Genomic DNA, 14,661 nt, shown 5'->3' with positions numbered 1-14,661 from the left:
AACGCATGATCTTCTCTCCTGAATTTTGAAACCATACCGCCACAGCGGGTTTCAAAATTCAGGAGAGAAGATCAGAGAAAGATTCGCTGAAGCGGACCGGCTAGAAGCCGGTGGCTTCGATCCATTAGGTGGAAAGTGAAACAGGTCCACAGTGCAACAGATAGCGCATCAATCCGGCGTCTTTCAATGCCTTCGGCGTTAGGGTCGCATAGTGCGCAAGCACCGCAAAGGACATGACCTCGAAGAGACCAAAAGCCAGAAAGCACTGCCGGAGATCGCTCAATTCGTCCAAAGCCGCGAACTGGCGGCCAGACCATCCAACGGGCATTAATCTTTACCGAACGCGACCCTGAATGGATCACAATCGGTTGTCACCTCCGCGCTCTGTCTGCAGAGTTCCAAGTACCAAGATACATCCAGCTCCTAAGACACCGCAGGCGTGGTGAACTGACCCGAACCGATGGGCTCGAGCCGGGACTTCAGGCATTTATCGGCTTTGAGAGGCTGGCCTCGGTCAGGCTGGCCCCATGATCCATCGTCATTTCCGGCGCCGGGACATGGCCGCAATGCGCGCTCACAAACTGCACCAGTTCTTCACCTTCGCAATCCTACTGATCCCGCCCTGTCTCATGCTGCCCTCCTGCCTCCGCGAAAACAAGCGTGACAAGATGTTCGATCCACCTCAAACGTCAAGCATCCGGGAAATGGCAACGCATTGAAAAAAGATGGCACGATCCGATCCCTTTCATCTTGCCGAAAAAACTCTCGGGGGGAGCGCGCTTGCCGCGCGGGGGGCAGACAGCCCCCGGCCCTCTTTACGCTCCGAGTGGTTCGCAAGCGAGTTACAAGGGTTCAAATCTTCAACAAGGGTTTGCTCTCGCAATAGGTCGGCCAAGGCGGGTCGCGCGCGTTCTTGGAATCTCCGGCGCAGGGACGGATCCAAGAGTCGTCTTTGTCCTCCCTGTGACCAGCTATGCGTTTCTTGCATCGCTTGCGACCCAGGTCACACAACTCACCAGCAGCATCCGGCACGCACGGACAGATCCGAGTTTCGTGCGCATCGTCGGCCTTGACCCACCGGCTTTGGCCGCAGCGATTGACACGGCGCCGGTGGATCACATTGCGCTCTTTGGCCCAGAGATGCTCTCGGTCCGGGATTCTGTTTCGCGTCTGAAGGACAACGATGCATCACTCGCGGCGCTTGTCGCGGACAACCCCAGTTCGGAACCGGGCCACATCGTGTCGGGATCTGGTCGCCTGATCCACAGTGCCCTGCGCATCACGCGCACCAAAGGTGACCACTTGCCGATCAATGAAGCACAAACGCATTCTGCCGACCCTTGGCCGCAGCGCCGTGAAGGACTGGTCGAGACTGCGTTCTAAGCGTTGGTAACCTGTTCGCGTCCCATTCTGGATTACGCAGAAAAAAGACGTCAAGATCTGCCATTTAATACACCCGGACGAAAACCTGCATCGCGGCGTCACCTGCGAAATGATGCTTGGGCGGGTCAGCGATCACGCGAACCTCGGTATGCTGTATGATCGGTTACATTGCATGCTGCGATGCCTCGACTATGCGGACAGTAGAAACCTCTACAAAAACCGGTAAATGTTGAGCGTCAGAGACCCCGAATTCAATCCAACAGGTCGGCAAGAGGTCTTCTCGCGCGATCACCCTTGAGCGTGCCGGGCTGGACGCTTTCGGTCTCTAGCAGATGGACAGGTGGACTTTACCGCGATTTTCTCGAGTATGGCCGCCAGTAACTGTGATGGATGGGCCGTGGTTGAGTGGAAATGAGGTTTGAAACACCCCCGACGATGGCCCACGCACGGCCTGCCCCGGTCAGGGATCATATCATGCCCTCACAGAACGCGCCTTTGGCGATTGCGTCGGGGGCGGTATGGATGAAGCGGCAAATCGCAAGATGCCGGGCGAATGACTGGATCGCCACTGCTTCCCGCGGCAGTATTTGACAACAACGAAGGTGAGGCCAGGCCTCAGAGGAGACCCGGATGGCAAACAGAATTAGACTCGGCATGGTTGGTGGCGGCAACGATGCCTTTATCGGCGGGGTACACAGGATCGCAGCGCGCCTTGATGATCGGTATGAACTGGTTGCCGGCGCATTGTCCTCGACCCCGGAAAAGGCGCAGGCCTCCGGTGAAGCCCTTGGGCTGCCTCGCATCTATTCCGATTTCAAAGAAATGGCGATCCGCGAAGCCCGCCTGAAAACCGGGATCGAGGCCGTGGCCATCGTGACACCCAACCACGTTCACTATGCAGCGGCGCGTGAATTTTTGAAGCGCGGCATTCATGTCATCTGTGACAAACCCCTGACCTCAACACTGGCGGACGCCAAAAAGTTGGTGAAGGCGGCGGAAGCGTCGGATGCCTTGTTTGTGCTGACGCATAATTACACCGGTTATCCGATGGTGCGCCAGGCCCGCGACATGATCGCGGGTGGTGCCATCGGCAAGGTCCGTGTGGTGCAGGTTGAGTACCCGCAAGATTGGCTCACACAGGACGAAACATTCAAGCAAGCCGAGTGGCGCACCGACCCGGCCCGTTCGGGCGCCGGCGGCTCCACCGGCGATATCGGCACGCATGCGCACAACCTCGCGCGCTTTGTCACGGGACTGGAAGTCGAAAGCCTTGCGGCGGACCTTGAAGCCTTTGTGCCCGGTCGGCCCGTCGATGATAACGGCCATGTCTTGTTGCGCTTTCACGGTGGGGCCAAGGGAATGTTATGGTGTTCTCAGGTTGCACCCGGAAATGAAAACGCATTACGCATCAGGGTCTACGGCGAAACCGGCGGTCTGGAATGGGCGCAGGAGGACCCGAATTACCTCTGGCATACCCCGTTTGGGGAGCCCAAGCGGCTCATCACCCGCAACGGAGTCGGAGCAGGTGACGCCGCAACCCGCATGAGCCGCATTCCCGCGGGACACCCCGAAGGGTACTTTGAGGCATTTGCAAATATCTACAGCGAAGCGGCGGAGGCGATCATCGCACACCGGAACGGCACAGCCGTCGATTCCGCCGTCTTGTATCCAACCGTAATGGATGGGCTGCGCGGCGTGGAGTTTGTCGACGCCTGCGTGCGCTCATCGGCGCGCAACGCCGCCTGGGTAAAACTCTAGGCTCTGCGCATCAGGCGACGGGAAATTGCAAACCTGCCGCCACATGCATAGAGTTTCGTAGCGTTGAACATATCAAAGGACGACACATGTCTGCGGCGACCCCACCTATCTGCGATTTTGACTGGCCCGCACCCGATTTTGCCCTGCCCGGCACGGACGGAAAAAACCATACGCGCGATGCAGTTCGTGGGCCGAACGGCCTGCTCGTCATGTTCATCTGCAATCACTGCCCCTATGTCCTCGCCATTCTTGACCGCCTCATTCGGGATGCGCATGCACTGCAAGCCAAGGGCATCGGAGTGGCAGCGATCTGTTCCAACGACGCAGTGGCCTATCCCGCGGACAGCTTCGAGAACATGGTGAAGATGGCAGACACCCACGCCTTCCCGTTCCCCTACCTGCATGACGCCGATCAAGCGGTCGCGCGCAGCTATGGGGCCGCCTGCACCCCGGATTTCTTTGGCTTCAACAAAGACCTCGGGTTGCAATACCGCGGGCGACTGGATGCCTCCAAGCTCGACCCACCCCCAAACGGCCAGCGTCGCGATCTATACGAAGCCATGATCCAGATCAGCGAAACCGGGCGCGGGCCTGCCTACCAAATCCCATCCGTCGGATGTTCCATCAAGTGGAGACTATGAGCATGCAGATCCAAAAGCTCGATCACGTCAATCTGCGCACAACGCAGTTGGAAGAAATGATTGCATGGTATGTCGATATCCTTGGCTTGCGTCTTGGCGAGCGGCCCGATTTCGGGTTTCCGGGCGCTTGGATGTACGCAGGCGACACGGCGGTCGTGCATCTCGTCGGGATCGACGGGACGGCAGGCGTCGGTTCCGAAGTCGCGTTGAAGATGGAACATTTCGCTTTGACAGCGACGGGGGCTGCCGCCTTCGAAGCGCGTCTGACCGCAACGGACACGGGGTATCGTCGTGCGGTTCTGGAACAGACCCGGACCGTGGCATTCAACATCTCGGACCCCGACGGCAATCACATCCACGTGGATTTCTCAGCCGACGAATAGTGCCGGGTCCGGGCCGCACAGCGTCAGTATGGCAGACCCACATAGTTCAGTGCCATAACGGCCTGTGCCTCGGGACTGTCGCGCAGCAAAGACAATTCAGCCAACTGCATCTTTTTATCGAATTCGGATTGGTCGGGATAATGATGCATCAGGTTTGAAAACCACCAACTGAACCGTTCCGCTTTCCACACCCGCGCTAATGCGCGCTCGGAATATCGGTCGAGGCCATCCGTGTTCCGATCAAGATAAAACTGGCGCAGGCCTTGGTTGAGGTAATGCACATCCGACGCTGCTGTGTTGAGCCCCTTGGCCCCGGTCGGCGGAACGATATGCGCCGCATCGCCGCACAGAAACAGGCGGCCCCAACGCATCGGCTCGGTGACAAAACTGCGCAGCGGCGCAATGGATTTCTCGATACTCGGCCCCGTGATCAGAACATCGGCGGCAGAGGCCGGAATCCGGCGTCGCAATTCGTCCCAGAATGTATCGTCAGACCAGGTATCGACGCTGTCCGAGGCATCGCACTGGATGTAATAGCGGCTCAGTTGCGCATTGCGCATCGAACAGAGCGCAAATCCACGGTCCGAGTTGGCATAGATCAACTCTTCATTCACCGGGGGCGTTTCCGACAGAATGCCCAGCCAGCCGAACGGGTACACTTTCTCATAGTCCCGGCGCACGGTTTCGGGGATCGTCTTTCGGCTGACGCCATGAAACCCATCGCAGCCCGCGATGAAATCGCAATCGATACGGTGATGCTGGCCGCCCTGATCAAAGCTCACGTGCGGGGTATCGGAATCGGCATCGTGAACGACAACGTTCTCGACACCAAACCGCGTGTCGCCATTTGCGGCCTCGCGCGCATCATAGAGATCTTGGGTCACTTCCGTCTGACCATAGACCAGAACGCCCTGCCCGGTATGCTTGGCGAAATCCACCCGGAACATATCGTTGTCATAGGCAATGAGCGTGCCGTCATGCACAAAGCCATCGGCTTTCATTCTGGTATCGACACCGGCTTCGCCCATCAGGGCGACCAACCCACGCTCCAACACGCCGGCCCGTATGCGTCCCAAAACGTAGTCACGCGTTTTGCGTTCCAGAACAATCGTATCGACCCCGGCGCGGTGCAACAATTGCCCCAGCAAGAGGCCGGACGGCCCGCCCCCGATGATCACTACTTGCCGCCGCATATGCCCTCCCCGCGTTGCGGTATTCTAGACTGGCCCGATTGTTGATGTAAAACGGTTGAAGTCGTCACGGCTCGAGAGTTGTCGAAGAAATCGAAGCCCTCGTCGGACCGATCATGATCAAGAAGGCGCTCAGTTCCTGAGCAATCAGCACCAATTGCGCCACCTTTTTGAGCGTTTCGCTGCCTTGTGCCGCAAATGCGCGGCTTGCGCTGTGGGCATTCGCACCAACACGGTCACTGTCGAAAGCGCAGGGCATTTAGGGTTCCGTTTGTCACCCATGGCAAAGTCTGGTCCGAGAAGTGCCGCCGGCGTGGCAAATTCCGCGCGGGTACACGGCGGGGCAAAAGCCCGGGAGGTTACTGCGTCGGTCCACCCGCGCCACGTCTCATTGTTCCGCCAGCGGCTTGACCTTTTGTTTTTTCATGGCGGAACCGTTGAGAAATGGGGAATACTATGAAGACGAAAACTCTGTTCAAGACCGCAGCCTTGGCATCGACCATTCTGGCCGCCAGCTTTTCGCCAGCCTTCGCCCAGGAAAAATCCGAATTCCGCGTGGCGTGGTCAATTTATGTCGGGTGGATGCCCTGGGGCTATCTCGAAGACAGCGGGATCATGGATAAATGGGCCGAGAAATACGACATTGATGTCGAAATCGTGCAGATCAACGATTATGTGGAATCTATCAACCAATACACCGCCGGTGCCTTTGACGGTGTGTCCGCCACGAATATGGACACGCTGTCCATCCCCTCGGGCGGCGGCGTTGATACGACGGCCCTGATCGTCGGTGACTTTTCCAACGGCAACGATGCACTGATCCTGAAGGGCGAGGGCGATATCGCGTCGCTGGCGGGCAAGCCGGTCAACCTCGTGGAGCTCTCCGTATCGCATTACCTGCTGGCGCGTGCGCTGGATTCCGTATCGCTCAGCGAGGCAGACCTGGATGGTGTCATCAACACCTCGGACGCCGACATGATCGCGGCCTTTGCCACCGATGATGTGCAGGCCGTGGTGACATGGAACCCGCTTGTCTCCGCCATCATGGAAGAACCGGGCGCCAACATGCTGTTCGACAGCTCCGACATCCCCGGCGAGATCATCGACCTTATGGTGGTCAACACCGAAACACTGGCTGCGAACCCTGGTTTCGGCAAGGCGTTGACCGGCGCGTGGTACGAAGTGATGGGCCTCATGGCCGCAGGCGACGAAGCCGTGCTGACAGCGATGGCAGAGGCTTCCGGCACCGATCTGGCAGGCTATCAGGCGCAACTGGCCTCGACCGAGATGTTCTTTGATCCGGCCGATGCCGTTGTCTTTACTCAAAGCGATCAACTGCCCGACACGATGACCAGTGTGGCCGATTTCCTGTTCGACAAGGGCATTCTGGGCGAAGGCGCGCCATCGGCCGATTTCGTGGGCATCGAATACCCCGATGGCAGCGTGACGGGCGATGCGGGCAATGTGACCTTCCGCTTTGACACCACGTATATGCAGATGGCAGCAGACGGCGCGCTGTAAGTTCTGAACGCCTGCGTTCGCCCTCCGAGGCGGACGCACCGGAGGGCCAGATGCGACTGATCAACCAAAAACCCGGACCGGCCCTGGCCTTCTTTCTGGCGGCGCTCCCGTTTGTCTTGCTTCTGATCGCTTACGCCATCGGGTCGTATTACCGCCTGCTTGAAAACCCCAACGACAAGCTGCTGCCCGCGCCGTCCAAAGTGTTCGAGACCGCACAGCGTCTTTTCACCGAAGGCGACCGGCGCACCGGACGCATCCTGTTGTGGCACGATACAGCGGCCAGCCTCAGGCGGCTTGGCATCGGCGTCGCACTCTGTGCGTTTTTCGGGACGGTGTTTGGCCTGCTGATCGGACTGCTACCTTATGTACGGACCACACTGGCCGGGTTCGTGGCCGTCATTTCGATGATCCCGCCCTTGGCGCTCTTGCCGATCCTGTTCATCATGTTCGGGCTTGGTGAGTTGTCCAAGGTGGTGTTGATCGTCGTGGGCATCTTGCCCTTCATGATCCGCGACCTCAGCGGGCGCGTGATGGAAATCCCGCGCGAACAGATTGTAAAAGCAGAGACGCTTGGCGCGTCCACATGGGTCATCATGCTGCGGGTCGGCCTGCCCCAACTGATGCCACGGCTGATCCAGGCGGTACGACTTTCGCTCGGGCCCGCGTGGTTGTTCCTGATTGCCGCCGAAGCGATCGCCAGCGATCAGGGCCTTGGCTACCGCATCTTTCTCGTCCGGCGCTATTTGGCGATGGACGTGATCCTGACATACGTCATCTGGATCACGCTTCTGGCGTTCATCATCGACTGGCTGCTGAAAACCCTGTCGCGCAAGGCGTTCCCATGGGCGGAGGCAAATCTATGAGCTTTGTCGTCGCCGAAAACATCTTTCAGTCCTATGGTGATCGCCCGATCCTTGAACGGGTTAACCTTGAGGTCGACGAAGGCGAGTTCATCTCGATTGTCGGCGCTTCCGGCTGTGGCAAATCCACCTTCCTGCGACTGCTCCTGGCGCAGGAAACACCCACCCACGGCACGATCCGCGTTGACGGCAATCCGCCCGCGACCGAGCCGGGGCTGGAACGGGGCGTGGTGTTTCAACGCTACTCCGTCTTTCCGCACCTCACGATCCGCGAAAACATCGTGGCAGGCGAAGCGTTTAAACGCCCCTGGGGGCGGCTGTTCGGAGCCGAGGCCAAGGCGGCGCAGATACGCGCCGATGCAACTCTGGCGCGCTGCGGTCTGGACCATGTGGCCGATCAATACCCCGCAACCCTCTCGGGCGGCATGCAGCAGCGGCTTGCCATTGGCCAGGCGCTCACGGCCAAGCCGCGCGTGCTGCTGCTGGATGAACCCTTTGGCGCGCTTGATCCCGGCACGCGACTGGCGATGCATGATTTCCTGATGGAGTTGCGCGCCGAGACCGGCATGACCGTCTTCATGGTCACCCATGACCTCGAAGAGGGGTTCAAACTGGGCGACCGGGTTCTGGTCTTCGACAAACCCCGCTGGGATCCGACGCATCCGGAGGCGTTCGGCGCAACCATCACCTACGACTTTGACGCCCGCAACGGCGGCATTCCATTTCAGACGATCAAGGAGGATACCCATGTTCTGCGGCCCCAATGAGCGCTCCCGCTCGCACCACCCCGCCGATGCCAGTCTCACGGCACAGCGGCACCACCATCCCGACCTGACGAAACTGCGCGGCTGGAAAGCCATGCAGGCCGAAGGCGAATTGCCCGAAGGCCGCTGGGACGAAGAACGCCGCTGGGCGCTGCGCATGGGGCTGACCGGCGCTGACAGCATCGAGGACAAATCGATCCCGACCTTTGCGCGCGGAGAACTGCCCCACTACGCTGGCATCAACACCTTCCTCAAAGCACCCTATGCCGAGGATGTCACCGAGGTGTCCAACTACGATGCCACGATCCTTGGCATTCCTTTCGATGGCGGCACAACTTACCGGCCCGGCACGCGCTTTGGGCCGCAAGGTCTGCGGAAAATCTCGGCCCTCTATACCCCTTATAACTACGAACTGGGCGTCGATCTGCGCGAACAGATGACCCTGTGTGACGCGGGCGACGTGTTCACCATTCCGGCCAATCTTGAGAAAAGCTTTGACCAGATCAGCCGCGCGGTCAGCCATGTGGCCTCGTCCGGGTCCTTGCCGATCATGATTGGCGGCGACCATTCCATCGGGTTCCCATGTGTGCGCGGCATTGCTGAATGCACATCGAAAAAGATCGGGATCATCCACTTTGACCGCCACGCGGACATTCAGGAGAAAGACCTGGATGAGCGGATGCACACGACGCCATGGTTCCACGCCACCAACATGCCCAACGTACCGGCCAAGAACCTTGTTCAGATCGGCATCGGCGGCTGGCAGGTCCCGCGCGAGGCCGTAAAAGTCGCCCGCGAGCGCGAGACCAACATCATCACCATGGGCGACATGGAAAAAATGGGCATCGACAAGACCGTCGAAATGGCGCTTGAGATGGCGTGGGACGGGGTCGATATGGTGTACCTCTCCTTCGATATCGACAGCATTGATTGCGGCTTTGTCCCCGGCACCGGCTGGCCCGAGCCGGGCGGTTTCCTGCCCCGCGAGGCTTTGGCGCTGGTCAGCAAGGTCGCTGCCGAAGGCATCTGTGGGATGGAACTGGTCGAGGTCTCACCCCCCTATGACACATCCGACATCACCGCCCTGATGGGCACCCGCGTCATCGTGGATGTGCTGGGCTCACTGGTGGCCAGCGGCAAAATGGGTGCTCACAAACGGCACATGGACAAGCCCGTCGTCATTCCACACGGCGAATTTGAAGGAAAGCGGTGGTCCAATGCCACATGATCACCCTGACGCGCACGAACACTCACATGGGCACGGGCACAACCACGCCCATGCCGACCACCTGCACAGCCATATGGATCCGGCCGATGACGCCGTCGCAATTCAGGTGCTCGCCACCCAGTTTATCGACGGATTTGTACAAGCGGCGGATAAGTCGTCTTACCTCAGGCTCGCCGGTGTCCCTTTCGAAAAACCGGGCACAACGGGCGCCAAAGCCCTGAAACTTGTCGATGTGGAGCTCAAGACCGAATGGCAGGTGGGCACCGCCTCGCCTTCGTTCGGATCGCGCGAGTTGAGCTATCTGCCCTTTCCCGGCGCCATGGTGTCGGAACGGACGAACATGTCGCTGATCTATGTCTCGATGGACGAAAAGACCGCGCTTGATGTTCGGGATTTCCTTGCTGCCAAAAAAACGGAGTTAGACCAATGAAGACCTACCTTGCTGCCCTGCCTGCCTTGCTGATCGCGACACCAGGCTTTGCCCACCATGAAGGGTCCGGCTTCGGGCCATCCGGCCTGCTGCACAGCCCGATCAGCATTATGGCGCTGACCGTCGCGCTTGTTTTGACAACCGCGCTTGCTGCGCGGCGATTGCGTGCTGTCAGCGTCCGGGATGAGGGCTGAACACGCTTGAGCGCTCAAGTTACAGGCGGTTGCGCCGCAATGGACACCTCTCTGCCGAACGGGCGCCTGCCGTCGGATGGGATGTGTCTTGCGCGGCGCACGCACCGTCCTTTCGGAACGACATGCCCGCCTCATAAAGCCTGCAAGCCAATCCAACAGAGACAGAATCCCAAGTCCGCAAGTCGCAGTTTCGATACAACCGATTCCTGAGGGCTGTTGTATGGGACAGGCCAATTTCAAGCGCAGCGACAGACATCATGCGATTAATAATTGTGCTATGTGCCAAATTTTAGGCACCCAATCGGGCATTCACTGCTCTTGTTGCGTATATTAACGCGCCTCTTCTGGGCAATCGCACCGAGATCAGAGGAAGTTAAGAAGCCCAAACGGGCGCAAACGCCGCGCGGTGGTTCATCCTGGCAGATAGCACCCCCGCGCGACAACAACATCACTGTTGCGGGCCCACGCTAACTCTTTCGGGTCGCAGACGAAAGCGCCTGATGCGCCGTCTTTGGTTACCCGCAGCGACAACAGGGACCTGATACTCATGGCTCAAAAGCTGAAATTTACCTCTTACGTGACGGGCGCGCTTTTGGCGTCAACCAGCCTGGTTGCGGCCGAATGCGCGGACCCGGTCAAGGTCGGTGTGCTGCATTCCTTGTCCGGCACAATGGCGATCTCCGAAACGACACTCAAAGACACCATGCTGATGCTGATCGAAAAGCAGAACGCCGCTGGCGGCGTGCTGGGCTGCGAGATCGAAGCCGTCGTGGTCGATCCGGCCTCTGACTGGCCGCTCTTTGCCGAAAAAGCACGCGAATTGCTGACCGTTTCCGAGGTCGATGTGATCTTTGGCTCGTGGACATCTGTGTCGCGCAAATCCGCACTGCCCGTGCTCGAAGAACTGAACGGCCTGATGTTCTACCCCGTGCAATACGAGGGCGAAGAAAGCTCCAGGAACGTCTTTTACACCGGTGCGGCTCCCAACCAGCAGGCGATCCCTGCCGTGGATTACTTCCTCGAAGAGCTCGGCGTCGAGAAATTCGCGCTGCTCGGCACCGACTATGTCTATCCACGGACGACCAACAACATCCTCGAGCAGTACCTGCAAGACAAAGGCATTGCTGCCGAAGACATCTTTGTGAACTACACTCCGTTCGGTCACTCCGACTGGGCGACAATTGTCGGCGATGTTGTGGCCTTGGGAGAAGACGGCAAACAGGTCGGCGTGATCTCCACCATCAACGGTGACGCCAATATCGGTTTCTACAAAGAGCTGGCCGCCGCTGACATTTCCGCCGACGACATCCCCGTCGTAGCCTTCTCGGTGGGCGAAGAAGAACTGTCCGGCCTCGATACGTCCAACCTCGTTGGCCACCTGGCGGCCTGGAACTACTTCCAGTCGGCTGAATCCGATGCCAACGCGGATTTCATCGCAGCCTGGAAAGACTTTGCAGGCGCGGAACGCGTGACCAATGACCCCATGGAAGCCCACTATATCGGCTTCAACATGTGGATCAACGCGGTTGAAGCGGCCGGCACCACAGATGTCGATGCCGTGCGCACGGCCATGTATGGTCAGGAATTCCCGAACCTGACAGGCGGTACAGCCGTCATGCTGCCCAACCATCACCTCGCCAAACCTGTTCTGATCGGTGAAATCACGGCAGATGGTCAGTTCGATATCATCTCCCAGACCGCCGAAGTACCGGGCGACGCATGGACAGACTTCCTGCCTGCCTCCGCTGTGCTGATGTCCGATTGGAAAGACCTGGGCTGCGGCATGTACAACACCGAGACAAAAACCTGCGTTCAGTTGACGTCCAACTACTGATCGCAACGCGCGGGGCGGCTTTTTCCTTCGGGCCGCCCTGCCATCTCATGACCTGAAAGCCCCTTCAATATGCGCTACTTCGTACTCGCCATAGCCCTGTGGCTTGGCACCTTCGTCTCTGCGCAGGCACAGGAACTGCAAGGTATTCTGCAGGTTCATGCCGACGAGGTCGCCAAGCCGTCACGCCGCAGCGTGAGCGTCGCGCTGGACGATCTGGTTGCGTCCGGTTTGCCGCAGACCACCACGTTTCTTGAAGAATGGTCCGATAGAAATGTTTGGCAACGCAACGACGGTATCTTTTTCATCGCCCGCGAACAGGGCGATGATCTGACCCTGACAGACGTGGACACGGGCGAACAAAGCACCGCCTCCAAGGATGATTTTACCCAAATCAGACCGAATGGCGGCGTGCGCCGCGTGATCGGTACCGCCCTCGTGCAGTTCCAGCTGAGCGATCCTGATCTGGCCCGTCGTGAAAGCGCCGTGGACTCGATCGCACGCAGCCCCGAAACGGAACAACTGGCACCGCTGCTCGCGTCGATCGACGGCGAAACCGACAGCACACTGAAAGCCCGCAAGATCCAACTGGCAAACTTCATGTCCGCGCGTTTTGCGGACGAAACGGCGGATCGCATCGCTGCCATCGAGAGCCTTGCCAAAGACACCAGCGTCGAGGCACGCAGCGTTCTCAACCAGATCCTGACCACCTCCGAAGGCGTGAGCGCCACAATGCCCGAGGGCAACATCGCCCGCATTCTTGAGACCGGCGAAACGCCGGATGCCTATTACACGCAATTGGTCGAGGCAGGCTTGGCACCCCCGCGCACCCCGCCGCAGACAATCCGCGCCGCCCTTGAGGCACATGTCGTCGATGGACGCGTCGGACAGACCCCGATTGCCCAATTGGGCACCGAAGAAATGCGCGAAGTCGCCTATTCCCAACTTGCCGCCGCAGGCACCGTCCCGCCCTTGGTCACGATTGCGGATCGCGATGCGGCCCTGTCGGCGCATGTCTTTTACGAAGAATATGATGAATCCGATACTGACATCACAGACGCCGCTGCCGCGGCTCTGGCCTCGGTCGAAACGCGGGTAGCCTTTGCGCAGGCCGCGGATCTGGCACTTGATGGCCTGTCACTGGCCTCGATCTATTTCCTTGCGGCTATCGGGCTGGCGATCACCTTTGGCGTGATGGGCGTGATCAACATGGCGCATGGCGAGTTCATCATGATGGGCGCCTATACCGGCTATGTCGTGCAATTGTTCATTCCCGACTACACGCTGTCGATCATCGTGGCCCTGCCTCTGGCCTTTGCCATCACCTTTGGCGCGGGCGTCACGATGGAGCGCCTGGTGATCCGCCACCTGTATCATCGCCCGCTTGAGACGCTGCTGGCCACATTCGGCATCTCGATTGCCTTGCAGCAATTGGCCAAGAACATCTTTGGCACCCAGGCCCGGCCCCTGACCTCGCCCGGTTGGCTGGACGGAGCCTGGGTGATCTCGGACGTGATCCAGATCAGCTATATCCGGATCGCGATTTTTGTTCTGGCGCTCTTGTTCCTTGCGCTGATCCTCTTTGTGCTGAAACGCACGCGGCTCGGCCTCGAAGTGCGCGCCGTGACGCAAAACCCCGGCATGGCGGCCTCGATGGGGATCAACCCGGACCGGATCAATATGCTGACCTTCGGCCTTGGCTCCGGCATTGCCGGGATCGCGGGTGTTGCCATCGGCCTCTATGCCAAGGTCACATCCGAAATGGGTGCCGATTATATCGTGCAAAGCTTTATGACTGTTGTGGTCGGCGGCGTGGGTAACGTCTGGGGCACGCTTGCCGGGGCCTCCATGATCGGGTTCCTGCAAAAAGGGATCGAGTGGCTGAACCCGTCCAATACGCTGGCCGCGCAGACCTACATGATCCTATTCATCATCCTGTTCATCCAATTCCGACCCAAGGGCATCGTCGCCCTCAAGGGCCGAGCCGCGGCGGATTGATCTTATGGCCCAAACATTGCTCACTTTCAGGACACACACGTGCATGATCGAAAGGAATGCCCATGCGACCCCTGATCTCAGCGATTTTTCTCGCCTTGCCCTGCGCGGCATCGGCCGACGGCTACGGTTTCATGACGCCGTCGGGCAACATCTATTGCAACGGTGCCGTCGAAGCGAGCCAGATCACATGCTCCATCATCAACCGCACCGCTGGTCCACCCGCCTTGCCGCGCCCGATCAATTGCAGCGCGACGTGGGGGCATGTGTTCAAACTCGGCCCCATCGGCCCGGCAACTCTGTCCAGCAGCAACCCGCCACGCGCCGTGAACTATACCGATGTTGCCCCCTACGGCGTAAGTGCGAGTTTCGGCGCGATCTTTTGCCAGTCGGAAAGCACAGGGCTGACCTGTACCAATCCGCAAGGGCACGGGTTCTTTTTGTCGCGCAGGCAGCAAAACGCCTTCTGAGACAGACCACAGT

General features: G+C 59.2%; 16 protein-coding genes and 1 riboswitch. Of the genes, 13 read left to right on the top strand and 3 right to left on the bottom strand.

The features are described 5' to 3' along the window. Positions 1–124 precede the first annotated feature (124 nt). Entirely contained in the window at positions 125–328 is a 204-nt protein-coding gene (locus tag LC354_RS07770) for a hypothetical protein (protein ID WP_223422649.1), read from the bottom strand. 635 nt (positions 329–963) lie between these two features. On the opposite strand from LC354_RS07770, the gene LC354_RS07765 reads away from it, so the two are divergent. From LC354_RS07765 to LC354_RS07750, 4 genes are all read left to right on the top strand, one after another. After that, complete coding sequence (locus tag LC354_RS07765; protein ID WP_223422647.1) at positions 964–1,383, top strand: type 1 periplasmic-binding domain-containing protein; 420 nt, start codon at positions 964–966, stop codon at positions 1,381–1,383. 630 nt (positions 1,384–2,013) lie between these two features. After that, positions 2,014–3,141, top strand: coding sequence for a Gfo/Idh/MocA family protein (locus LC354_RS07760; RefSeq protein WP_223422645.1), 1,128 nt, complete (start codon positions 2,014–2,016; stop codon positions 3,139–3,141). An 86-nt stretch (positions 3,142–3,227) separates the two neighbouring features. Beyond that, on the top strand, positions 3,228–3,782 hold the full coding sequence (locus LC354_RS07755) for a thioredoxin family protein (protein ID WP_223422643.1): 555 nt from the start codon (positions 3,228–3,230) through the stop codon (positions 3,780–3,782). A gap of 2 nt (positions 3,783–3,784) precedes the next feature. Beyond that, a complete protein-coding gene (locus LC354_RS07750; RefSeq protein ID WP_223422641.1) occupies positions 3,785–4,165 on the top strand; it encodes a VOC family protein in 381 nt (126 codons plus the stop codon). Between the two features lie 23 nt (positions 4,166–4,188). On the opposite strand, the gene pobA is transcribed toward LC354_RS07750, so the two are convergent. Next, complete coding sequence (pobA, locus tag LC354_RS07745; RefSeq protein WP_223422639.1) at positions 4,189–5,358, bottom strand: 4-hydroxybenzoate 3-monooxygenase; 1,170 nt, start codon at positions 5,356–5,358, stop codon at positions 4,189–4,191. 64 nt (positions 5,359–5,422) lie between these two features. Next, positions 5,423–5,614, bottom strand: coding sequence for a hypothetical protein (locus LC354_RS07740; protein WP_223422638.1), 192 nt, complete (start codon positions 5,612–5,614; stop codon positions 5,423–5,425). Continuing rightward, positions 5,604–5,715, top strand: a riboswitch (guanidine-I (ykkC/yxkD leader). It overlaps the preceding gene by 11 nt. Positions 5,716–5,811: 96 nt before the next feature. Here LC354_RS07740 and LC354_RS07735 point away from each other — a divergent pair. From LC354_RS07735 to LC354_RS07695, 9 genes are all read left to right on the top strand, one after another. Beyond that, the gene (locus tag LC354_RS07735; RefSeq protein ID WP_223422636.1) at positions 5,812–6,876 is read left to right on the top strand and encodes a putative urea ABC transporter substrate-binding protein; all 1,065 of its coding nucleotides are present in this window, start codon (positions 5,812–5,814) and stop codon (positions 6,874–6,876) included. A 50-nt stretch (positions 6,877–6,926) separates the two neighbouring features. Next, on the top strand, positions 6,927–7,739 hold the full coding sequence (locus LC354_RS07730) for an ABC transporter permease (protein WP_223422634.1): 813 nt from the start codon (positions 6,927–6,929) through the stop codon (positions 7,737–7,739). Then, positions 7,736–8,503: an ABC transporter ATP-binding protein gene (locus LC354_RS07725; RefSeq protein ID WP_223422632.1), complete on the top strand. Its 768-nt coding sequence runs from the start codon at positions 7,736–7,738 to the stop codon at positions 8,501–8,503. Before LC354_RS07730 ends, LC354_RS07725 begins: the two co-directional genes overlap by 4 nt. Then, entirely contained in the window at positions 8,484–9,728 is a 1,245-nt protein-coding gene (locus LC354_RS07720) for an agmatinase family protein (RefSeq protein ID WP_223422631.1), read from the top strand. The genes LC354_RS07725 and LC354_RS07720 overlap by 20 nt, the downstream gene beginning before the upstream one ends. Then, entirely contained in the window at positions 9,718–10,158 is a 441-nt protein-coding gene (locus LC354_RS07715; RefSeq protein ID WP_223422629.1) for a hypothetical protein, read from the top strand. Before LC354_RS07720 ends, LC354_RS07715 begins: the two co-directional genes overlap by 11 nt. Continuing rightward, positions 10,155–10,352, top strand: coding sequence for a hypothetical protein (locus LC354_RS07710; protein WP_223422627.1), 198 nt, complete (start codon positions 10,155–10,157; stop codon positions 10,350–10,352). The genes LC354_RS07715 and LC354_RS07710 overlap by 4 nt, the downstream gene beginning before the upstream one ends. A 547-nt stretch (positions 10,353–10,899) precedes the next feature. Then, positions 10,900–12,186 carry an urea ABC transporter substrate-binding protein gene (gene urtA / locus LC354_RS07705; RefSeq protein WP_223422625.1) on the top strand — a complete coding sequence of 429 codons (1,287 nt, stop codon included), beginning with the start codon at positions 10,900–10,902 and terminating at the stop codon, positions 12,184–12,186. A 69-nt stretch (positions 12,187–12,255) separates the two neighbouring features. Further along, positions 12,256–14,181 carry an urea ABC transporter permease subunit UrtB gene (urtB, locus tag LC354_RS07700; protein ID WP_223422623.1) on the top strand — a complete coding sequence of 642 codons (1,926 nt, stop codon included), beginning with the start codon at positions 12,256–12,258 and terminating at the stop codon, positions 14,179–14,181. Between the two features lie 62 nt (positions 14,182–14,243). Then, positions 14,244–14,648, top strand: a complete 405-nt coding sequence (locus tag LC354_RS07695) for a DUF6636 domain-containing protein (protein ID WP_223422621.1) — start codon at positions 14,244–14,246, stop codon at positions 14,646–14,648. Positions 14,649–14,661: the final 13 nt, after the last annotated feature.

Source organism: Tateyamaria pelophila, assembly GCF_019966495.1.
GTDB lineage: Bacteria > Pseudomonadota > Alphaproteobacteria > Rhodobacterales > Rhodobacteraceae > Tateyamaria > Tateyamaria pelophila.
The sequence above is the reverse complement of the archived record's forward strand: the minus strand, read 5'-3'. Positions and strand labels throughout refer to the sequence as shown.

Bases quoted from the DNA above. Each gene is read 5' to 3' on its own strand.
- LC354_RS07760 (WP_223422645.1), top strand. From the start codon at position 2,014: ATGGCAAACAGAATTAGACTCGGCATGGTTGGTGGCGGCAACGATGCC.
- LC354_RS07740 (WP_223422638.1), bottom strand. From the start codon at position 5,614: ATGCCCTGCGCTTTCGACAGTGACCGTGTTGGTGCGAATGCCCACAGC.
- LC354_RS07695 (WP_223422621.1), top strand. From the start codon at position 14,244: ATGCGACCCCTGATCTCAGCGATTTTTCTCGCCTTGCCCTGCGCGGCA.
- LC354_RS07710 (WP_223422627.1), top strand. From the start codon at position 10,155: ATGAAGACCTACCTTGCTGCCCTGCCTGCCTTGCTGATCGCGACACCA.
- LC354_RS07770 (WP_223422649.1), bottom strand. From the start codon at position 328: ATGCCCGTTGGATGGTCTGGCCGCCAGTTCGCGGCTTTGGACGAATTG.
- LC354_RS07720 (WP_223422631.1), top strand. From the start codon at position 8,484: ATGTTCTGCGGCCCCAATGAGCGCTCCCGCTCGCACCACCCCGCCGAT.
- urtB (WP_223422623.1), top strand. From the start codon at position 12,256: ATGCGCTACTTCGTACTCGCCATAGCCCTGTGGCTTGGCACCTTCGTC.
- urtA (WP_223422625.1), top strand. From the start codon at position 10,900: ATGGCTCAAAAGCTGAAATTTACCTCTTACGTGACGGGCGCGCTTTTG.
- LC354_RS07755 (WP_223422643.1), top strand. From the start codon at position 3,228: ATGTCTGCGGCGACCCCACCTATCTGCGATTTTGACTGGCCCGCACCC.
- LC354_RS07715 (WP_223422629.1), top strand. From the start codon at position 9,718: ATGCCACATGATCACCCTGACGCGCACGAACACTCACATGGGCACGGG.
- LC354_RS07750 (WP_223422641.1), top strand. From the start codon at position 3,785: ATGCAGATCCAAAAGCTCGATCACGTCAATCTGCGCACAACGCAGTTG.
- LC354_RS07730 (WP_223422634.1), top strand. From the start codon at position 6,927: ATGCGACTGATCAACCAAAAACCCGGACCGGCCCTGGCCTTCTTTCTG.
- LC354_RS07735 (WP_223422636.1), top strand. From the start codon at position 5,812: ATGAAGACGAAAACTCTGTTCAAGACCGCAGCCTTGGCATCGACCATT.
- pobA (WP_223422639.1), bottom strand. From the start codon at position 5,358: ATGCGGCGGCAAGTAGTGATCATCGGGGGCGGGCCGTCCGGCCTCTTG.
- LC354_RS07725 (WP_223422632.1), top strand. From the start codon at position 7,736: ATGAGCTTTGTCGTCGCCGAAAACATCTTTCAGTCCTATGGTGATCGC.